Origin of the sequence: Scandinavium tedordense (genome assembly GCF_024764965.1) — a bacterium.
Taxonomy (GTDB): domain Bacteria; phylum Pseudomonadota; class Gammaproteobacteria; order Enterobacterales; family Enterobacteriaceae; genus Scandinavium; species Scandinavium tedordense.
This window is the reverse complement of the sequence record NZ_JALIGG010000055.1, coordinates 73583-94556: the sequence shown is the minus strand read 5'-3', so window position 1 is coordinate 94556 and position 20974 is coordinate 73583. Positions and strand designations below refer to the sequence as shown.

The following is a 20974-nucleotide window of genomic DNA, read 5'->3' as shown; positions in this document are numbered from 1 at the left end:
TTATCAGGAGCCGGATTTTACGCAAAATACAGTGAAAAATGACAGAAAAAAATCTCACCGGCGGTTAAATTTGCGACAAAACGTGCAAAAACAGCATAAAAAACTGCATAGTTATGCTTCCTTAATATATTGAAAGCAACCGTTTGCTTTTGCCTGGCAGTCCGCTAAAATCCCCCCTTTTCCACCACGGGATCGCCTCAGAAATGTCAGTGAACACCCTTGAAGCTGAAAGTGCGCAACCGATTGCGCCAATGCAAAACAGTGAACTAATCTACCGCCTGGAAGACCGTCCACCACTCGCGCAGACCCTGTTCGCCGCCTTCCAGCACTTGCTGGCGATGTTCGTCGCGGTGATCACCCCGGCCCTGCTGATTTGTCAGGCGCTCGGTTTACCGGCAGACGATACGCAACACATTATCAGTATGTCGCTGTTTGCTTCAGGTGTCGCATCCGTCATTCAAATAAAAGCGTGGGGTCCGGTTGGCTCCGGACTGCTGTCGATACAGGGCACCAGCTTTAATTTCGTGGCCCCGTTAATTATGGGCGGTACGGCGCTGAAAAATGGTGGTGCGGATGTTCCAACGATGATGGCGGCGCTGTTTGGCACGTTGATGCTGGCAAGCTTTACCGAAATGGCGCTGTCCCGCGTGCTGCACCTGGCGCGCCGCGTGATTACGCCACTGGTTTCCGGCGTGGTGGTGATGATTATCGGCCTGTCCTTAATACAGGTTGGCCTGACTTCCATCGGCGGGGGCTACGCCGCAATGGCCGACCACACCTTCGGTGCACCGAAAAACCTGCTGCTGGCGGGCATTGTGTTGGCGATCATTATCGTTCTTAACCGTCAGCGTAACCCGTATCTGCGCATTGCCTCGCTGGTGATCGCGATGGCGGCCGGTTACGTCGCAGCCTGGTTTATGGGCATGCTGCCTGAAACCGCACCGACCAACAGCCCGGTAATTATGGTTCCAACCCCACTCTATTACGGTCTTGGCATCGACTGGAACCTGCTGCTGCCGCTGATGCTGGTGTTCATGATTACCTCACTGGAAACTATCGGTGACATTACGGCAACGTCTGATGTCTCCGAACAACCGGTCTCCGGCCCGGTATATATGAAACGCCTGAAAGGTGGCGTGCTGGCGAACGGTCTGAACTCCTGCGTATCAGCGATTTTCAACACCTTCCCGAACTCCTGCTTTGGGCAGAACAACGGCGTTATCCAGCTGACTGGCGTCGCCAGCCGCTACGTCGGTTTTGTGGTGGCGCTGATGCTTATCGTGCTCGGCCTGTTCCCTGCGGTGAGCGGTTTCGTGCAGCATATTCCTGAGCCAGTTCTCGGCGGCGCGACGCTGGTGATGTTCGGTACCATCGCGGCTTCCGGGGTGCGCATTGTCTCTCGCGAACCGCTGAACCGCCGCGCGATCCTGATTATCGCCCTGTCCTTAGCCGTCGGCCTCGGCGTTTCTCAGCAGCCTATGATCCTGCAATTTGCGCCTGACTGGCTGAAGAACTTACTCTCATCCGGTATCGCCGCAGGCGGTATTACCGCGATTGTTCTGAATCTGGTTTTCCCGCCAGAAAAGAGCTGATCCCCATCACGTCGGCCTCTTCTGGGGCCGCCGTGTAACCTTATTAAACGAATCCATCCTTGAGGATTGCGCACAAATCGTGCATAACTCCTTTATGTGCCCTTCACTGGATGGAAGACGATGAAATTTATCGGGAAGCTGTTTCTCTGGCTGCTTATTGCGCTGTTGCTGGTCGTGCTGGCGTTTTACTTTTTGCTGCAAACTCGCTGGGGCGCGCGCGAAGTCAGCGGCTGGATTTCCAGTAACTCGCAATACCACATCGTTTTCGACGCGATGGATCATCGTTTTTCCTCGCCATCTCACATCTTGCTTAAAAATGTCACCTTTGGTCGCGACGGAAAACCCGCCACGCTGGTCGCCAAAACGGTTGATATTGGCCTGAGCAGTCGTCAGCTCACCGACCCGCTGCACGCCGACACCATTACGTTGCAGGACGGAACCCTGAACCTGTCGCCATCCGCCGCGCCGTTCCCGTTCGAAGCCGATACGTTGCAACTCAGCAATATGGCGTTCAACAGCCCGGAAACCAGCTGGAACCTCAGCGCCCAGCGCGTAACTGGCGGCGTGTCGCCGTGGGTGCCGGAAGCGGGCAACGTGCTCGGTAAGCAGGCGCAAATTCAGATGAGCGCGGGCTCAATGACCCTCAATGACCTGCCCGCGACCAACGTCCTGGTGCAGGGCAATATCGATAACGGCGTGGTGACGCTTAGCACCCTGGGGGCTGATATCGCGCGTGGCTCGCTGACGGGTAATGCCAAACGTAACGCCGACGGCAGCTGGTTGGTCGACAGCCTGCGCCTGACCGACATCCGTATGCAGAGCGACAAATCACTGGCCGATTTCTTCGCACCGCTGACCACCGTGCCATCACTCACCATCGGCTCGCTGGAAGTGACCGACGCGCGACTGCAAGGCCCGGACTGGGCGATTGCCGATCTGGACCTCAGCCTGCGCGATCTCACCTTAAGCAACGGAGGCTGGAACAGCGACGGCGGGCGTCTGTCGATGAACGCCGACGAGTTTATTTATGGCTCGCTGCACCTTATCGACCCTATTTTTAACGCCGCGTTTTCCCCGCAGGGCGTGGTGCTACGCCAGTTTACCTCGCGCTGGGAAGGCGGAATGGTGCGTACATCCGGCAACTGGTTACGCAATGGCAACGCGCTGGTGCTCGACGACACGGCCATCGCCGGGCTGGAATACACGCTGCCAGAGAACTGGAAAAAACTGTGGATGGACCCGCTACCGGCCTGGCTGCAAAGCGTGACCCTGAGTAAATTCACCGCCAGTCGTAACCTGGTTATCGACATCGACCCGGCTTTCCCATGGCAAATCACGTCGCTGGACGGTTACGGCGATAACCTTCAGGTGGCGAAAAACGGCATCTGGGGTGTGTGGAGCGGTAATGCGGCGCTGAATGCAGCCGCCGCGACCTTTAATCGCGTGGACGTGCGCCGTCCTTCGCTGAAGCTGGCAGCGAATGGGTCGACGGTGAATATCACTGAACTGAGCGCGTTTACAGAGAAAGGGATAATCGAAGCAAGCGGGGCGGTGTCTCAGCAGCCGCAGCGCCAGACGGCTATCAACCTGAACGGACGCGGCGTGCCGCTGGATATTCTTCAACAGTGGGGCTGGCCGGTATTGCCGATTGGCGGCGACGGTAATTTTCAGCTGCGTGCCAGCGGCAGCGTGCAGGCTAACGCGCCGTTAAAACCGACGGTCAACGCCCAGCTGCATGCGGTAAATATGTCAAAACAGGAAGTGACGCAGACGATGAGCAATGGCGAAGTGAGCATGGTGCAGCCTGTGGTGCCAGCACCGACGGAAGCGGCACCCGCCCCTGTTTCAGCTCCGGCGCAGTAATTTCACCCTCTCCCTCAAGGGAGAGGGGAACGCAGCTATAGTTGCCAAAACGTTAAATGCGTCACAAACAAAATGTTACACTGCGCAAATTTCCCACCCAATATGCGCAGGTTCCCATGAGCGAATGTACTGAAAATCTTTCCCGCAGTGAGGCGTTAACGCGTCCAAACTGGTCTGCGGTTTTTGCCGTGGCGTTTTGCGTTGCCTGCCTGATTACCGTTGAGTTTTTGCCGGTTAGCCTGTTGACGCCGATGGCACAAGAGCTCGGGATTACCGAAGGCGTCGCCGGGCAATCGGTGACCACCACCGCGTTCGTGGCAATGTTCGCCAGCCTGTTTGTCACCCACGTGATTGGTCGCACCGACCGCCGCTACATTGTCATCCTGTTCTCCGTACTGCTGACGCTCTCCTGTTTGCTGGTGTCATTTGCCTCCAGCTTCAGCCTGTTACTGCTTGGCCGCGCCTGCCTGGGACTGGCACTCGGCGGCTTCTGGGCGATGTCTGCGTCGCTCACCATGCGTCTGGTGCCCGCACGACAGGTACCGAAAGCGTTGTCGGTGATTTTTGGCGCGGTCTCCATCGCGTTGGTGATTGCTGCCCCGCTTGGCAGCTTTTTAGGCGGCATTATCGGCTGGCGCAACGTCTTTAACGGCGCGGCGATTATGGGACTGCTGTGCGTGGTGTGGGTCTGGAAGGCGCTGCCTTCGCTGCCGGGTGAAACCGGACAGAAGGCGAATATGTTCGGGCTATTAAAACGCCCTGGCGTGATGGCCGGTATGACCGCGATTTTCATGGCATTTGCCGGGCAGTTCGCGTTCTTTACCTACATTCGTCCGGTATTTATGACCCTCGCGGGTTTTGATGTTGATGGCCTGACGCTGGTGCTGCTGAGCTTCGGGATTGCCAGTTTCGTTGGCACCTCGCTGTCGGCGGTGATCCTCAAGCGTTCGGTGAAAATGGCTCTGGCCTGCGCGCCATTAATCCTCGCGATAAGCGCCGCGGTGCTTATCCTATGGGGAAGTGAGAAAATCGTGACCGCGTCGGTGGCGGTTATCTGGGGCTTTGCCTTTGCGCTGGTGCCGGTCGGCTGGTCAACGTGGATCACCCGCTCGCTGTCTGACCAGGCCGAAAAAGCCGGTTCCATTCAGGTGGCGGTGATCCAGCTGGCCAACACCTGCGGTGCCGCCGTGGGCGGCGTGGCGCTGGACCATTTCGGCCTGCTGTCTCCGCTGATGTTATCCGGCACGCTGATGCTGCTTACTGCGCTGCTGGTCGCGACAAAAGTACGAATGAAGTAATCCTGCCTGCCCGGATCACATGTCCGGGCACTGAATCTGCCCGATGGCATCCCAGTAGTTCTTCTGGTTACTACGCTCAAGCGCCAGCGTCGCGTCGCGCACGTGGCGCTTATTGTCTTCGGACGCGAGTATCTTGTCGCCGAACGCGTCATCGCTCATCTTCGCGTCTGGGGTACAGGTTTTTTTGACGTCCTTCATCACCTGCAGCTTTTGCTGCTCAAACTGCAACCCTTTCATCGGGGAGTCGGCATAGGCGGCTGGGACGCTCAGACAGGCCAGTAAACAGAGAATTGGCACAGCTTTCATCGTGGATCCCTTCTGTTGCAAAATTCATTACCTTTAACTATATGTTCAGGCCGCTGATTGCGCAAACCCGGTAGCCGGAAAATATTATTAAATCAGTCAATTATGGATTTTATCGCGCAAAAGCATGATTGACAGCTCGGCATTATCCCAGCCGCGCGTGACGGCGTGCATCGAGCGAAATCAGCACCACCGAGGAGAGGATGAGCAGAGTGCCCAGCCAGTCCGGCAGCGCAAAGCTGACGCCCAACAGCAGCACCGACAACAGCGCGCTACTCAGTGGTTCGGCGCAGCTCAGAATGCTGGCCTTCGGGCCGCCAATCATCTGCGCGCCCTTCAGGTACAGACTGAAGGTCAGCGATGTGCCGATCACCACCAGATAGAAAAACGCCAGCAGCAGATTACCACTGATCACGAAATGTAGCCCTTCTCCAGCGTAGAACGGCAGCAAAAATGCGCCGCCCAGCAGCATGCTCCAGCCGACTATCGGTAGCGTGCCGTAGCGTGCAATCAGCGTGGAAGGATAAGTGGTATAAAACGCGGCGGCGAAGGCCGAGGCAATTCCCCAGAACACTGCCGCAGGCGAGACAGAAAGCGACGTCGGATTACCGTGGGTGACCAGCAAAAAGGTGCCGAACAGCGAGGTCAGAATGGCGGCAAACACCAGCGCCCCGGGCCGCGATTTGCGCACAATGGCAAACCACGCCACGATGATAGTCGGCGACAGGAACTGAAGCACGGTTGCCGTGGCGGCATTCGATTTTTCGATGGTCATCAGGAAGGTGAGCTGCACCGTCAGCGCGCCCACCAGCGAAAACAGAAGCAGACTCAACGCGTCTTTGCGGTTCTTCAGAATGCGGAAGATGTTATCGCCATGCACGAAGGCCAGCATCAGCAGAATGAATCCTGCAAACAGCAGACGCACCATGGTTAAAAACTGCGACGACATCTGGCTCTGCTCCATGATGTACTGCGCGCACACGCCGGAACTTCCCCACAGCACGGCGGCTATCAGTACGTTCAGCATCCCTTTCCTGGTCGAGCCCATCTTTTCCTCAACAACCTGATTTCGTTGCCAGGGATGATAGCACAGGACAAAAAGCAGGCCGACGTTACCCCCTGTTATTAGTGATTGAGAAGTTATTGACCAGACCCAATAATGAGCCGGATTTATGTGAAAAAACGCGGAGACAGGTTATGCAAATTGAAGTTACTGAAAAGGTTACTCAGCAGGATCAGGACGCATTATTTACCGGTTTACGCGCGTATAACAGCCAGTTTATTGATACCCGTGACTGGTTCGAACTGGGCGTCTATGCCCGGGATGAAAACGGCATAATGCTCGGTGGGCTGATTGGCAAACGCAAAGGAGACTGGCTGTGCATCGACTATCTGTGGGTCAGCGACGCCGCACGCGGCAAAGGGCTTGGCAGTGAACTGATTCGTGGAGCCGAAAACCGTATCCGCGAATGGGGCTGCAGCCATATGTTGGTGGATACCGCCAGCTTCCAGGCGCTGCCGTTTTATCAGAAATGCGGGTTTACTCTGCACAGTAGTATCAAGGACTTCCCACATCAGGGAATGCAGCGCCACTACCTGACAAAAGCACTTTAACCGCCAATCCCCTGGCCCATTATCGCCAGCGCGTGACGCACGATAACGTCGGGGGAAACGGTTTTCATTCGTTCATCGGTCCGCAGACGAGAAAACGGCACCAGCACCAGGCTTATCAGCGTCGTTATCAGCAACTCCGGTGCGAGATCCCGGTTGAGCTTGCCCGTTTCCTGCCATTGAGCCACGGTGCTCAGCAGCTTATGGTGTTTATCTTCGCCGAAACGCGCCTGCATGTGCTGACGCAGGACCGGCATTTCGCCAATCATCTCCTGCATCCACAACGGCGCAAACCACGCGTGTTGCTCCGCCAGTTCCGCCAGCACACGCACCATGATGGTTAAGGCCATGACCGGGTTGTCAGAATGTTCAACGAACGCGCTGCTGATGCGATTGCGCAGCGGCATGAAACGCTCCTCGAGGATCTGATCGATAAGCGCCTCGCGGGAAGTGAAATAGTAATGCAGCATCGCCGGGGTCACGCCGGCTTCTTTGGCGATGGCGTTGAGAGACACCCGGGCGATCCCCTGTTGGGCAAACAGCGCCAGCGCGATATCCATCAACTGCTCGCGATTGTCAGCTCCAGCCTGTTTTCCACGAGGACGCCCCGGGCGGCGCGGTTTCTCGGAATTATCTTTGCCATTCTGTGCTTTCATTTACGGGCTATCCCTTGACCTGAACCATAACTTACATAAATATTAATTAGGTATTTAATTAATTTCAAGTGAGCTTTTTATGGAGTCTCAAACGACGACTCAATCGCAGCACGTTCCGGCCACCGGCGTGAAGTCTATCCGCCTGTTGTTCAGCGCGCTGTTGCTGGTGATGTTGCTGTCGGCGCTGGATCAGACCATCGTCTCGACGGCGTTGCCCACCATCGTGGGCGAACTCGGCGGGCTCGATAAGCTGTCGTGGGTGGTCACTGCCTATATTCTGACGTCCACTATCGTGGTGCCGCTGTACGGCAAATTTGGCGACCTGTTTGGCCGCAAACGGGTGCTGCAAATCGCAATCGTGCTGTTCCTCGTCGGCTCCGCACTGTGCGGCCTGGCGCAGAACATGACGCAGCTGGTGCTGATGCGCGCCCTGCAAGGCCTGGGCGGCGGTGGTTTGATGGTAATCAGCATGGCGGCGGTGGCGGACGTTATCCCACCAGCCGACCGTGGACGCTATCAGGGCCTGTTCGGCGGGGTCTTTGGCCTCGCCACGGTGATCGGCCCGCTGATCGGCGGCTTCATCGTGCAGCACACGTCGTGGCGCTGGATTTTCTACATCAACCTGCCGCTGGGGCTGTTCGCCCTGCTGGTGATTGGCACGGTATTCCGCAGCACCAATAAGCGCAGCGCGCATCAGATTGACTGGCTCGGCGCGCTATATCTCAGCATGGCGCTGCTGTGCATCACGCTGTTCACCACCGAAGGCGGTACCGTGCGCGAATGGAGTGACCCGCAACTGTGGTGCATTCTGGCGTTTGGCCTGGTGGGCATTGCCGGATTTATCTATGAAGAACGCTTAGCGTTCGAGCCGATTATTCCGCTGTCGCTGTTCCGCGACCGCAGCTTCCTGTTGTGCAGCCTGATTGGCTTTATCATCGGGATGTCGCTGTTTGGCTCGGTGACCTTCCTGCCGCTCTATTTGCAGGTGGTGAAAAGTGCGACGCCAACCGAGGCCGGGCTACAGCTGATCCCACTGATGGGCGGCCTGCTGGTGACCTCAATTATCAGCGGACGTTTAATCAGCCGCACCGGTAAATACCGCCTGTACCCTATCGTCGGAACACTACTCGGTTTCATCGGAATGCTGCTGCTGACGCGGATCACCATCGATTCGCCAACCTGGCATCTGTATCTGTTTACCGGCGTGCTGGGCATGGGCCTCGGCCTGGTCATGCAGGTGCTGGTGCTGGCCGTGCAGAACTCGGTAGCACCGAATCTGTACGGCGTGGCGACGTCCGGCGTGACGCTGTTCCGCTCAATTGGTGGCTCCATTGGCGTAGCGCTGTTTGGTGCAGTCTTTACCCATGTGCTGCAATCGAATCTGACTCGTTTGCTGCCCGAGGGCGCGGAAATCCCTCGCGGGATGAACCCGGTGGCCATTCACCACTTGCCGGTAGCTGTGCGCACCGATTATCTCGATGCCTTCGGGGCCGCCATTCACGCGGCCTTCATGATGGCGGCGTGCATTATGGTGCTGGCGTTTGCGCTGTCGTGGTTACTGAAAGAATCACCGCTGAAAAAATCTCACCATTGAGTCGATGTTTACCGGGAAAGCAAAACTTCCCGGTTTCGTTCAGACGAATATATGCCAGGATGTGGAAAACCCGATCCCGCAGGAGTGAATGATGAGTGAACAACGCCCCCCGCTACCCCCGTTTACCCTTGAAAGCGCCATCCATAAGGTGCGTTCCGCAGAAGATGGCTGGAACAGTCGCAATCCGGATAAAGTCGCGCTGGCCTACACCCCCGACAGCAGCTGGCGTAACCGCAGCGAGTTTATCGACGGGCGCGAAGCTATCGTCACCTTCCTCGACAACAAGTGGCGCAAAGAGCAGGAATACCGGCTGATCAAGGAGCTGTGGGCCTATACCGACAACCGCATTGCCGTGCGTTTTGCCTACGAATGGCACGACGAGAATGGCAAATGGTTCCGTTCTTACGGTAATGAAAACTGGGAATTTGACGACAACGGTCTGATGAGTAAACGCTTCGCCTGCATCAACGACCTGCCGATCGACGAGGAAGATCGCCTGTTTCACTGGCCTCAGGGCCAGCGTCCTGACGATCATCCTGGCCTCAGCGCATTGGGCCTGTAATCTCGCATTCGGTCATAGCGGGGGTTTTTCCCCCGCACACTGACTGCGCCTGCCGACAACTCTCGCCTAAAGTAGTGCCTGACATCTCATAATTCTAAAGGATGAAAGGTACGATTATGCGCAAGATGAACACTTCTCTCTGTCTCCTCGCACTTTGCCTCAGCGTTTCGCTGCAAGCCAGTGCAGCTCAGGCCGCGAACGACTGCGGCGTGCCGCAGCTCACCACTTGCCCGGCGCCGGTTGATACCAATCTGCCTGACGTGAAAGACATGCTGACCTGGAACCAGCAGCAGCGCGTAATCGGCTTTCGTAACGACTACCGCTCCTACGCCGGGGATGTCTTCGCAGCAGGACACGCGCAGCCAATTCCGGTGATGACGCGTTCACTGAGCGCTGCGACCTACCAGTATCAGGGCCAGCGCTACGGTTTACAGGATTACATCAAGCGCAACGACGTTACTGGGATGATGGTCATCAAGGACGGCAAAATCGCCTACCAGTATTACAGCCACGGTAACACGCCAACCACGCTGTGGACCTCGCGTTCGGTCGGGAAATCAGTGGTGTCGACGCTGGTCGGGATCGCGGTGAAAGAGGGCAAAATCGCCTCGCTGGATGATGAAATCGTCAAGTACAACCCCGACGTAAAAGGCACCGCCTGGGAGCACGTCACGGTGCGCCAGCTGATGCAGCATACTTCCGGCGTGACGTGGAATGAGGACTACACCAATCCGCAGTCTGACTTTGCGAAGCTCACCCAGTGTGAAGCCAACAAAGACACTTATGCCTGTGTAAATGCGCTGGTGAAAGATCCGAAACGTACCGCTTACGCCAAACCGGGCGCAGCCTGGTCTTACTCGTCAGGCGGGGCGTGGCTGCTTGGCGATACGCTGGAGAAGGCGACCGGCAAATCCCTGGCGCAGAACTTACAGGAAAAAATCTGGCAGCCGTACGGCATGGTGCATGACGGCGTATGGCACAGCTATCAGCCGGGCAAACACGACGTTGGCGCACACGGTTTCAACGCCACGCTGGAGGACTGGGGTAAATTCGGCCTGTTTATCATGAACAACGGCGTGCTGCCGGACGGCACGAAAACACTGCCGGACAACTGGGTGAAAGATGCCCGAACCTGGAATACTGCGGAGAAATCCGTATCGACGGCGCATCCGGACGGCATGTACGGCTACCAGTGGTGGAATAACAGCGTGCCGGTAAACGCTAAAGACGTCAGCCCGAAAGAGGGCCTGTCGAGCCAGGATACAATGTGGGCGCTGGGGATTTTTGGCCAGGTTATCGTGGTCAATCCGCAGCAAAAACTGGTGATCGTTCAGTGGTCTGCATGGCCGAAAGCCGAGCCTTCGTTCAGCGCTCAACCGCTGGAAGCATCGCTGATGTATAACGCGATTGCGAATACGCTGGCGAAGTAATATTCAGGCCGTAAATGCCCGCTGGTGCTTGCGCTTGCCGGACCTACGAATTGTATTTTTGTAGGGCCGCTCGGCGTAGCGCCACCGGGCATCAACGGCTTTATCACCTTTTCGTATTGCTCATTCCTTTTCGTTTTTATCCTCGATTCGCCAAACTCGTTATAGTCATTTTCATTCGGGAATACCTTGTCTTTACGACTGTTTAAAAAGGAACTCTGGCGTGAAATTACCTCTTCCTCATCTTGGCGCCCTACTGCTGACCGGCCTTCTTCTGGCGGGCTGTGACCAAAAAAGCGATACCAGCAAACACATAAAAGTGGGCGTAATCAACGGTGCGGAACAAGACGTGGCCGAAGTGGCGAAGAAAGTCGCCAAAGAAAAATACGGCCTCGACGTGGAGCTTGTTGGGTTTAGCGGCTCGCTGCTGCCAAACGATGCCACCAACGCCGGAGAACTCGACGCCAACGTGTTCCAGCATCGTCCGTTCCTGGAGCAGGACAACAAAGCACACAACTTCCACTTAGTGGCCGTCGGCAATACCTTCGTTTTCCCGATGGCCGGTTATTCCCGCAAAATTAAGTCTGTTTCCGAACTGAAAGACGGCGCGACCATCGCGATTCCGAACGATCCGACCAACCTCGGGCGCGCGTTATTGCTGATGCAAAAAGAAAAGCTGATTACCCTCAAACCGGGCAAAGGCCTGCTGCCGACCTCGCTGGATATCAGCGGCAACCCGCATAAGCTCAACATTATGGAGCTGGAAGGGGCGCAACTGCCCCGCGTGCTCGACGACCCGAAGGTCGACGTGGCGATCATCAGCACCACCTATCTGCAACAGACCGGTCTGTCACCGGTGCATGATGGCGTGTTTATCGAAGATAAAAATTCGCCGTATGTGAACATCATCGTCACTCGCGAAGATAACAAAGACGCGGAGAACGTGAAGGAATTTATGCACTCGTATCAGTCACCTGAAGTGGCAAAGGCGGCTGAGAAAATCTTTAACGGCGGGGCCGTACCCGGCTGGGATTGAGTGAGTTACCTGTAGCGAAATGGGCCAGCGGGATGCTGGCCCGATTTATTTTTCGCCCACGATGTCTTATCCCTGCTCTTAATGCATCGCTGAGGAATATAAAAACACCAGGGAACCAACGCAACTCACGTGCGGTCTACTGGCGACAGGAAAGTAAACGCCGACCTCACCGCCAAAGCAGGCGACGACAACAGGATAACAAGATGAAAAAGCACACCGTATTACTGGCGCTCGCCACAACCCTCGCCGTTGGCGGATTAGCAGGCTGCGACCAGAAAAAGGCTTCCGTACCTGAAATTGGCGTCGTGGATATGGGCAAAGTCCTGAAGGAATCGGCCATCGGGAAACAGGAAATTGAGCATGACAAGCAAGTTCAGGCCGTGCTTATCAAGGCCAATGATGAAGCGAAGAAAGGTTATGCCGCCCTGTCAGCGGACGAACAGGAAAAGGCGAGTAACGCCGATGCCCAAGTTCTGAATCGCCAGTGGATGGCAGAACAAAAAGCCGCTCGACAGGCTAGCCTGGCTGCCATTGTGAAAACCGTGGACGCCTATCGGCAGGAAAAAAAGCTGGTGCTGATTGTTGATAATCAGAATGTTATTTCCAGCGATGCAAAATTAGATGTCACCGCCGATATTATTACTCGTCTTGAAAAAACACAGGTGACCTATGGCAATTTACCCACTATCACGGTGAAACCTCCGCAAGCCGCCGGGTCGGATACGCCAGCAGAGACTGAGCCGAAAGCCAATTAATCCTCTCAAACTGGCGACGTGGGGCTCTCAAGGCTCATCCATGAGCAGACCCAATCGCCAGCCTGTTCCTCGAAATATTCGTCGTTATGAGCACATGTAGCGATACGGCCCAGGCGGGCATCGGCGCAGATACGTTTGAATGTCGTTGTTCTTAAACGAATACATCGCACCCGAGAACGGATCGACAATCAGCCAACCAGGGACGCCGAGAAAAATGAGATTTCCGAACAGGTACCAGGGCGTGAGATTGGTGCTCAACGGTACGATTGACGTGTTGTAGCCATCCTCCGCGAGCGTCAGCGTGTAATTGATTTTGCCAAAATAGCTGCCATCCGCTTTCTTCAACGTAACGGTCTGCGGCGTAATCCCACTGGCGACAATCTGGCCGTCGCTGTCAGAAATAGCAAAGCGAACGTGATCGGGTACGCTGTTGATACGTACCTGTTCCTCATTGTCTCCGACAATAGTGGCGCAGCCTGCAAGCAGTAACGGTAAAAGCAATACGAGTAATTTTTTCATCCTGGCGCTCCATCGGTTAATACAATGAACAGCGACCCAGGTGGGGGAAAACTTAAATGGCGTTGAATAACAGAGCGGAAAGCAAAGACGATGCGGGGCTTTTCGGTTATTGAAGTGAAGAAAATGCAGGTTTGAAACTTTCGGTGAGAAAACTGGCGGAAGATCACAGGAGTCGAACCTGCCCGGGGCCGCTGGCGGTCCCATCTGGATTTGAAGTCCAGCCGCCTCACCGGAGACGACGACCTTCCGCGCCTCGATTGCTACATGGAGGCGGTGCGCATTATAGCTACTTTCAGGCAGTTACCCCACTCTTTATCTGATTATTTCCTAATGCCTGTGCAGTAAATCACCATAATTTGCATAAAACCCTACAAAATCCGCGAGTTACATTTTTAAACATTAATCTTCCCAACCCCGATCACAGAAAAGAAGAAACATAATCCGCTAACGAGATATCGGAATTCCATCGGTGCCGACGATGAATTACAACCATGTAACCGGTTACTGATGTTCGATGACGCTGTTGAAGGATAAAAAATGAGTCATGAAGTGTTATCCGTGAAGGAGAAGATTGGCTACGGTATGGGAGATGCCGCCAGCCATATCATTTTTGATAACGTCATGTTGTACATGATGTTTTTTTATACCGATATTTTTGGTATTCCCGCCGGTTTTGTCGGCTCGATGTTTTTGCTCGCCCGCGCGCTTGATGCAATTTCCGACCCGTGTATGGGCCTGCTCGCCGACCGCACCCGCAGCCGCTGGGGTAAATTCCGGCCGTGGATCCTGTTTGGTGCGATTCCCTTTGGTCTCGTGTGCGTACTGGCCTACAGCTCGCCAGACCTCTCCCATAACGGCAAATTGATTTACGCCGCCGTCACCTACACCCTGCTCACCCTGCTGTATACCGTGGTCAACATCCCTTACTGCGCACTGGGCGGCGTGATAACCGACGACCCAACGCAGCGCATCTCCCTGCAGTCCTGGCGCTTCGTACTGGCGACAGCGGGTGGCATGCTCTCTACCGTGCTGATGATGCCGCTGGTGAACCTGATTGGCGGTGACGATAAAGCATTTGGCTTCCAGGGCGGCATCGCTGTGCTATCGGTGGTGGCATTCCTGATGCTGGCGTTCTGCTTCTTTACCACCAAAGAGCGAATTCAGGTCCCGCCGAGCACTTCGTCGGCACGCGAAGACTTGCGCGATATCTGGCGCAACGACCAATGGCGTATCGTCGGCCTGCTGACCATTCTTAACATCCTCGCGGTCTGCGTACGTGGTGGCGCGATGATGTATTACGCGACCTGGATTATGGGCTCTGCCGGGCTGTTTACCGCCTTCCTGTGTACTTACTGTGTCGGCAACCTGATTGGCTCCGCGCTGGCGAAGCCCCTCACCGATTGGAAATGTAAGGTCAGCGTCTTCTGGTGGACCAATGCGGCACTGACCGTGTTGAGCGCGGCGATGTTCTTCGTGCCTGTCCAGGCCAGCGTCCTGATGTTTGTCTTTATCTTCGCGATTGGCGTATTGCATCAACTGGTAACCCCAATCCAGTGGGTCATGATGTCCGACACCGTCGACTATGGCGAATGGAGCAACGGCAAACGCCTTACCGGCATCAGCTTTGCGGGCACGCTGTTTGTATTGAAACTCGGCCTGGCGCTAGGGGGGGCAATGATTGGCTGGATGCTGGCTGCAGGCGGCTATGATGCCGGTGCAAAAACACAAAATGCCGACACCATTAACATCATTATCGCGTTGTTTACCCTGGTTCCGGCGGCTTGCTACCTGCTGAGCGCCATTATTGCCAAACGTTACTACACGCTGAACACCCCGATGCTGCAGAAAATCATGGCGGATATCGCGCAGGGCGCGCGCCGCAATCAGCAAGACTTTGATCAAACTCCGGTCAGCAAAGAATTACCGAACTAAGAGGAATAAGGCATGAAAATCAGTGATGGAAACTGGCTCATTCAACCTGGCCTGAATATTATTCACCCACTGCAGGTGTTCGACGTCGAACAGCAGGGCAACGAAATGGTGGTGTATGCCGCCCCGCGCGACGTGCGTGAGCGCACCTGGCAGCTGGATACCCCGTTGTTTACGCTGCGCTTTTTCTCCCCACAAGAAGGTGTGGTGGGCGTTCGCATTGAGCATTTCCAGGGCGCGCTGGATAACGGCCCACACTACCCGCTGAATGTGCAGCAGGATGTGAACGTTGAGATGCAAAACACTGCCGAATTTGCCGAGCTGAAAAGTGGCAACCTCAGCGTGCGTGTGTCGAAAGGCGAGTTCTGGGCGCTGGATTTCCTGCGCAACGGCGTGCGTATCACCGGCAGCCAGGTGAAAAACAACGGTTACGTGCAGGACACCGGTAGCGATCGTAATTACATGTTCGAACGCCTGGATTTAGGCGTGGGTGAAACCGTCTATGGCCTTGGCGAGCGCTTTACTGCGCTGGTGCGCAACGGTCAGACCATCGACACCTGGAACCGCGATGGTGGCACCAGTACCGAACAATCGTACAAAAACATTCCGTTCTATATCACCAACCGCGGCTATGGCGTGCTGGTCAATCACCCGGAGTGCGTGTCGTTTGAAGTCGGCTCCGAGAAAGTCTCAAAAGTGCAGTTCAGCGTCGAAAGCGAATATCTCGAATATTTTGTGATTGATGGCCCGACCCCGAAAGACGTCCTGAACCGCTATACACAATTTACCGGTCGCCCGGCACTGCCGCCGGCGTGGTCATTCGGCCTGTGGCTTACCACCTCGTTCACCACCAATTACGACGAAGCAACGGTAAACAGCTTTATCGACGGTATGGCCGAACGCAACCTGCCGCTGCACGTGTTTCATTTCGACTGCTTCTGGATGAAAGCGTTCCAGTGGTGTGATTTCGAGTGGGACCCGGTGACGTTCCCGGACCCGGAAGGAATGATCCGCCGCCTGAAAGCCAAAGGGCTGAAAGTCTGCGTGTGGATTAACCCGTACATCGGGCAGAAATCGCCGGTATTTAAAGAACTGAAAGAAAAGGGCTATTTGCTCAAACGCCCAGACGGCTCGATCTGGCAGTGGGATAAATGGCAGCCGGGTCTGGCGATTTACGATTTCAGTAACCCGGAAGCATGCCAGTGGTACGCCGACAAGCTGAAAGGCCTGGTGGATATCGGCGTTGACTGTTTCAAAACCGATTTCGGCGAGCGTATTCCGACTGATGTCGTCTGGCACGACGGTTCTGACCCGCAAAAGATGCACAACCATTACGCGTTTATCTACAACGAACTGGTATGGAACGTGCTGAAAGAGACGCTGGGTGAGCAAGAAGCGGTGCTGTTTGCACGTTCAGCTTCCGTCGGCGCACAGCAGTTCCCGGTTCACTGGGGCGGTGACTGCTACGCCAACTACGAATCGATGGCCGAAAGCCTGCGTGGTGGGCTGTCGATCGGCATGTCCGGCTTTGGTTTCTGGAGCCACGATATCGGCGGCTTCGAAAATACCGCTCCGGCGCACGTCTATAAACGCTGGTGCGCGTTTGGCCTGTTGTCGAGCCACAGCCGCCTGCATGGCAGCAAATCCTACCGTGTGCCGTGGGCGTACGATGATGAATCCTGCGACGTGGTGCGCCATTTCACTGAACTGAAATGTCGGATGATGCCCTATCTTTACCGCCAGGCGGCTATCGCCAATGAAACCGGCACGCCAGTACTGCGTTCGATGATGCTGGAGTTCCCGGAAGATCCAACCTGTGATTATCTGGACCGTCAGTACATGCTCGGTGATTCAGTTCTGGTGGCACCGGTGTTCAGCGAAGCGGGCGATGTGCAGTTCTATCTGCCTGAAGGTCACTGGACACACCTGTGGCACAACGACGAAGTGACGGGCAGCCGCTGGCATAAACAACAGCATGATGCGTTGAGCCTGCCGGTATACGTGCGTGATAACACGCTGCTGGCATTGGGCAACAATACTCAGAAGCCGGACTACGCATGGCATGAGGGCACAGCGTTCCAGCTGTTCGGTCTTGAGGACGGGCGCGAAGCAGTCTGTCAGGTGCCTGCGGCAGATGGTTCAACCCTCTTCACCCTGAAGGCGACACGTTCCGGTAGCACCATCACCGTGGAAGGCACTGGTGACGCCCGTGACTGGACGCTGTGCCTGCGTAATGTGCTGCAGGTCAACGGCGTGCAGGGCGGTTCTCAATCGGGCAGTGAATGGGGCGTAGTGATAGCCGCTAAGGGTAATTCAGTGGTGATTACGATTTAAGATTGAAGGTCGTTCTCCCCTCGCCCCAAAGGGGCGAGGGCTAGGATCACTCAATGCAACCAACTCACCCCATCCTGCGGCATAAACAGCAGGTTATAGCGGTGCTGGAACGCGTTGAACTCTGATACGTCCGGCTCCAGCTCTCGCAAAAATCCCAGCGCCAAACGAATTTGCGCATCGGTCACCGGAGCGGCGAGACGCGCTTTTTGCAACTGACGATGCCAGTAGTGAAGATTGGATTCGCTGGCATCGACCACCGCGACCTGCCAGATAAGCAAAACCTGAGCGGCATTCTGCAAATGCGCTTCATTAGGACGGTGCAAGTAATGCAGGTACTCTTCACCCGCACGCTTTCCCATCTGATCGATCATCGATTCTACATGCATCGGTGTAATGCCAATTCTTTCGCTCAGGCGCTTGATAGCCCGGCGAGAGTCAGAGGTTAATACCCGAAAACCCACCACAAATACCACCACTAAGGTGGCTAACGTCAACCAGATCATGCGTCCTCTCAGCCTTCCTCTGCCCGCACATGATAATGGCATCCATCGTGATGTCGACAGACAAACGCCCCATAAATGTGATTATCACTGAAAGAAAAACAGCCACCGGGCTGTATGCCTCGGTGGCTGCGTTATCCGTCAACGGTCGGGGTTATTCAAAAAACAAACCCAGCTTGTTGAACACACCCGGGTCGCTCTGGTGGCGGGTCACTTGAGTGACGTCTTCGAGCTTATCAATTTGGCTGATCATCTGCTCCAGACGCTGATCGTTGTTCACTAATAACCAGATGCGGCTTTTATCACTGTTCTGGATGGGTAGACAAAGAATGCCTTCCACGTTAAACGCGCGGCGAGCAAACAGGCCGCAGACGTGGGTCATGACGCCGGGGTGGTTGCGTACGGTGAGTTCCAGAATGACGTTGTCATGAATTGCGTTTTGCATGGCTTATTCCCCCACCATTTCAGTATTCGCGGCACCCGGCGGCACCATTGGCCAGACTTTTTGCTCAGGATCGATACGCACATGTATCAGCGCCGGTCCCGGACGGGAAATGATTTCCTGCAACGCGGCCTGTGGATCTTCAACTGTATTCAGGTCGCAGGTTTGCAGGCCAAAGCCCTGTGCAATCTGCATAAAGTTAATCATTCCCGGATAGGTGGCGGCGAAAACACCCTGTTTGTAGAACAGGCTTTGCTGCTGATGCACCAGCCCCAGCGCCTCGTTGTTCATCAGGATAATTTTTACGTCGAGCTGATTTTCTGCCGCAGTCGCCATTTCCTGAATGTTCATCATCAGGCTGCCGTCGCCGGAGAAACACAACACTTTGCGATGCGGATTCGCCAGCGCCGCACCCACTGCCGCAGGCAGGCCAAAGCCCATCGTGCCCAGCCCGCCGGACGTTAGCCACTGACGCGGACGATTGAGCGGATACGCCTGCGCGGTCCACATCTGATGCTGGCCGACGTCGGTGGTGACAATCGCGTCGTCGTCCACACACGCCGCCACGGCGTTAATCAGGCCGTAATGGGTCAGCGGGTCGCCCGCTTGCGGAATGGCTGACGGGAATTCCTGTTGTAAATCCGCCACCAGCTGACGCCACTCGGCGCGCGGCTGGGCTTCCACCAATGGGATCAGCTGGTCCAGAACGTCACCCACATCGGCCTGAATTGCCACGTGCGGCTGTTTGATTTTACCCAGCTCCGCGCGGTCGATATCGACGTGAATGATTTTGGCATTCGGGCAGAACTGTTCGGTTTTCCCAATCGCCCGGTCATCAAAACGTGCACCTAAAACAATCAGTAAATCAGCTTCTTGCAGAACGAAGTTGGTGCTGCGGGCGCCGTGCATCCCGAGCATGCCTAACGACAACGGGTGCGCTTTCGGCAGCATACCCAGCGCCATCAGGGTCATGGTGGTCGGCAGATTGGCTTTTTCCGCCAGTTTGCGGATGTGTTCCGGCACGTTGATAACCCCACCGCCGAGATACAGTACCGGGCGTTTGGCGCTGTTAATCATCGCGGCGGCATCGCGCACGTCTGACAGATTAAACACTGGTGTAGGCGCTTTGCAGCCCGGCATCGGCAGGTCGTCGATATCGATTTCAGCGGTTTGAACATCCTTCGGAATATCCACCCACACCGGGCCTGGACGGCCAGACTGCGCAATGCGAAACGCGTCGCTGATCACCTGCGGCAGTTCGCTGATGTCGCGGACTAAATAGTTGTGTTTGGTGATGGGGATGGAGATGCCGTAGGTGTCCACTTCCTGGAACGCATCGGTACCGATCATCGAAGCAGGAACCTGGCCGGTGATGCACACCAGTGGAATGGAGTCGAGGCGTGCATCGGCAATTGCGGTGACCAGGTTGGTCGCGCCGGGGCCGCTACAGGCCATACAGACAGCCGGTTTGCCCTGCGTACGCGCCATACCCTGGGCGATAAACCCCGCGCCCTGTTCATGACGGGCCAGTACGTGACGGATCTGCTTGCTTTGGCTGAGTGCGTCATACAGCGGTAAAACCGTGCCGCCTGGAATACCCGCCACAATGGTGATGCCCTGACGTTCCAGTAAGTGAACAATCAGCTGTGCGCCGGTAAAACGCTTTGCCTGTGACGTCGTCTGAGATGACGCCGCCTGTGATGACATTGTGCCCGAAGTTGTCATGCTCCAGTCCTTTTCTTGTAGGCCGACTTTCCGGGGGGGCTTAAACGAAAAACCCCGCCGGTTTGCGCCGGCGGGGTTTTGGAATCGTGTGTTCCGGACCCTACGGCGCGTTGCCGACGACCACCACCACACGCACGACGACCACTGCGGCTGGTTGCGCAGTTGGTAGTAGGTTGATTGCGTTCAGGTTGATGTTCATTAGGGACCATGACGTTGTGATGTAGACTGGATTCATACAAGCACAGGCGGCGTTGCACAGCAAGCGCTTTATGATTCACCACAAAAATCTGAGTTGTCGATCACGTTTCCCTGAAAAACCTCAGAAACAAAAAACCCCGCCGGAGCGAGGTTTTGTCAGTGGTTTACGGGTGGTATCCGCGAAGCGCACTGTGTTACGTCAACGGCAAAAGTATACGCGATCGGCGGCGATCGCGCAATTTTGCTCACGGTTTGCCGCATTAATGAGTATGGGACCGCCCTGTGATTTTGCCAACAAAACACCTGTTCATTCATACAGCATTTATCTATACTGAAGCTGTTCGCAGTGAGCCATTTGGGGGCCGCATGTTTGACCGGCGCGCAAAAAGTCCTGGCTGAAACGGGTGGTGCCGTCAGCGCCTTAACCCCCGGGAGAGCACACTGTGTTACGTCAACAAACGGCTGGTGACAGGCAGCGGAAAGGTAAGTCAGCCGGAAGTTCTCCTTACACTACAGGAGAAACGTATGGGTGGAATGGAACTGGCAGTGTTGGTCCTGAAACTCATGGTTGCGTTGCTGCAACTGCTTGATGCAGTCCTGAAAACCTTCCGGTAATCAGGTTCAGGCCGT

20 protein-coding genes and 1 tRNA gene are annotated in these 20974 nt (G+C 55.6%); 12 read left to right on the top strand and 9 right to left on the bottom strand.

The window, feature by feature from the left end; translation table 11 throughout:
* Positions 1-203 precede the first annotated feature (203 nt).
* The 3 genes from MUU46_RS11420 to nepI all read left to right on the top strand — a co-directional run bounded on the left by MUU46_RS11420 (position 204) and on the right by nepI (position 4753).
* A complete protein-coding gene (locus MUU46_RS11420) occupies positions 204-1592 on the top strand; it encodes a nucleobase:cation symporter-2 family protein (RefSeq protein ID WP_258965577.1) in 1389 nt (462 codons plus the stop codon).
* Between the two features lie 120 nt (positions 1593-1712).
* Positions 1713-3455 (top strand): AsmA family protein, encoded by a 1743-nt coding sequence (locus MUU46_RS11415; RefSeq protein WP_258965576.1) that lies wholly within the window; start codon positions 1713-1715, stop codon positions 3453-3455.
* A 116-nt stretch (positions 3456-3571) separates the two neighbouring features.
* Positions 3572-4753 (top strand): purine ribonucleoside efflux pump NepI, encoded by a 1182-nt coding sequence (gene nepI / locus MUU46_RS11410; protein WP_258965575.1) that lies wholly within the window; start codon positions 3572-3574, stop codon positions 4751-4753.
* Positions 4754-4768: 15 nt separating this feature from the next.
* On the opposite strand, the gene MUU46_RS11405 is transcribed toward nepI, so the two are convergent.
* Together MUU46_RS11405 and MUU46_RS11400 are read right to left on the bottom strand one after the other, a co-directional pair.
* Positions 4769-5059: a YicS family protein gene (locus MUU46_RS11405; RefSeq protein WP_159756959.1), complete on the bottom strand. Its 291-nt coding sequence runs from the start codon at positions 5057-5059 to the stop codon at positions 4769-4771.
* Positions 5060-5201: 142 nt separating this feature from the next.
* Positions 5202-6104: an EamA family transporter gene (locus MUU46_RS11400; protein ID WP_159756956.1), complete on the bottom strand. Its 903-nt coding sequence runs from the start codon at positions 6102-6104 to the stop codon at positions 5202-5204.
* 149 nt (positions 6105-6253) lie between these two features.
* Here MUU46_RS11400 and MUU46_RS11395 point away from each other — a divergent pair, with 149 nt between their 5' ends.
* On the top strand, positions 6254-6670 hold the full coding sequence (locus MUU46_RS11395; protein WP_159756953.1) for a GNAT family N-acetyltransferase: 417 nt from the start codon (positions 6254-6256) through the stop codon (positions 6668-6670).
* On the opposite strand, the gene MUU46_RS11390 is transcribed toward MUU46_RS11395, so the two are convergent.
* Positions 6667-7323, bottom strand: coding sequence for a TetR/AcrR family transcriptional regulator (locus MUU46_RS11390; protein ID WP_159756950.1), 657 nt, complete (start codon positions 7321-7323; stop codon positions 6667-6669). The genes MUU46_RS11395 and MUU46_RS11390 overlap by 4 nt on opposite strands.
* 79 nt (positions 7324-7402) lie before the next feature.
* Here MUU46_RS11390 and MUU46_RS11385 point away from each other — a divergent pair, with 79 nt between their 5' ends.
* The 5 genes from MUU46_RS11385 (at position 7403) to MUU46_RS11365 (ending at position 12697) form a co-directional block, all read left to right on the top strand.
* A complete protein-coding gene (locus MUU46_RS11385; RefSeq protein ID WP_159756947.1) occupies positions 7403-8917 on the top strand; it encodes an MDR family MFS transporter in 1515 nt (504 codons plus the stop codon).
* A gap of 91 nt (positions 8918-9008) precedes the next feature.
* A complete protein-coding gene (locus MUU46_RS11380) occupies positions 9009-9479 on the top strand; it encodes a nuclear transport factor 2 family protein (RefSeq protein ID WP_159756945.1) in 471 nt (156 codons plus the stop codon).
* A 116-nt stretch (positions 9480-9595) separates the two neighbouring features.
* Entirely contained in the window at positions 9596-10909 is a 1314-nt protein-coding gene (locus tag MUU46_RS11375) for a serine hydrolase domain-containing protein (protein WP_258965574.1), read from the top strand.
* 220 nt (positions 10910-11129) lie between these two features.
* Entirely contained in the window at positions 11130-11942 is an 813-nt protein-coding gene (nlpA, locus tag MUU46_RS11370) for a lipoprotein NlpA (RefSeq protein WP_258965573.1), read from the top strand.
* Positions 11943-12145: 203 nt separating this feature from the next.
* Complete coding sequence (locus tag MUU46_RS11365; RefSeq protein ID WP_258965572.1) at positions 12146-12697, top strand: OmpH/Skp family outer membrane protein; 552 nt, start codon at positions 12146-12148, stop codon at positions 12695-12697.
* A gap of 84 nt (positions 12698-12781) precedes the next feature.
* Here the strand turns inward: MUU46_RS11365 and MUU46_RS11360 are convergent, their stop codons facing one another.
* A complete protein-coding gene (locus MUU46_RS11360; RefSeq protein ID WP_258965571.1) occupies positions 12782-13216 on the bottom strand; it encodes a hypothetical protein in 435 nt (144 codons plus the stop codon).
* Between the two features lie 153 nt (positions 13217-13369).
* Positions 13370-13464, bottom strand: a tRNA-Sec gene (locus tag MUU46_RS11355).
* Between the two features lie 289 nt (positions 13465-13753).
* Between MUU46_RS11355 and MUU46_RS11350 the strand changes: the two genes are divergently transcribed.
* Together MUU46_RS11350 and yicI are read left to right on the top strand one after the other, a co-directional pair.
* Positions 13754-15148 carry a glycoside-pentoside-hexuronide family transporter gene (locus tag MUU46_RS11350; RefSeq protein ID WP_258965570.1) on the top strand — a complete coding sequence of 465 codons (1395 nt, stop codon included), beginning with the start codon at positions 13754-13756 and terminating at the stop codon, positions 15146-15148.
* Between the two features lie 12 nt (positions 15149-15160).
* Complete coding sequence (yicI, locus tag MUU46_RS11345; protein ID WP_258965569.1) at positions 15161-17479, top strand: alpha-xylosidase; 2319 nt, start codon at positions 15161-15163, stop codon at positions 17477-17479.
* Between the two features lie 50 nt (positions 17480-17529).
* On the opposite strand, the gene MUU46_RS11340 is transcribed toward yicI, so the two are convergent.
* From MUU46_RS11340 to ivbL, 4 genes are all read right to left on the bottom strand, one after another.
* Positions 17530-17982, bottom strand: coding sequence for a DUF1198 family protein (locus MUU46_RS11340; RefSeq protein ID WP_159756924.1), 453 nt, complete (start codon positions 17980-17982; stop codon positions 17530-17532).
* Between the two features lie 151 nt (positions 17983-18133).
* A complete protein-coding gene (gene ilvN / locus MUU46_RS11335) occupies positions 18134-18424 on the bottom strand; it encodes an acetolactate synthase small subunit (protein WP_110510373.1) in 291 nt (96 codons plus the stop codon).
* Positions 18425-18427: 3 nt separating this feature from the next.
* Complete coding sequence (gene ilvB, locus MUU46_RS11330; RefSeq protein ID WP_258965730.1) at positions 18428-20128, bottom strand: acetolactate synthase large subunit; 1701 nt, start codon at positions 20126-20128, stop codon at positions 18428-18430.
* 118 nt (positions 20129-20246) lie between these two features.
* Positions 20247-20345, bottom strand: coding sequence for an ilvB operon leader peptide IvbL (gene ivbL / locus MUU46_RS11325; protein ID WP_154161092.1), 99 nt, complete (start codon positions 20343-20345; stop codon positions 20247-20249).
* A 524-nt stretch (positions 20346-20869) separates the two neighbouring features.
* On the opposite strand from ivbL, the gene tisB reads away from it, so the two are divergent.
* Positions 20870-20959: a type I toxin-antitoxin system toxin TisB gene (gene tisB / locus MUU46_RS11320; RefSeq protein ID WP_110510376.1), complete on the top strand. Its 90-nt coding sequence runs from the start codon at positions 20870-20872 to the stop codon at positions 20957-20959.
* Positions 20960-20974 lie beyond the last annotated feature (15 nt).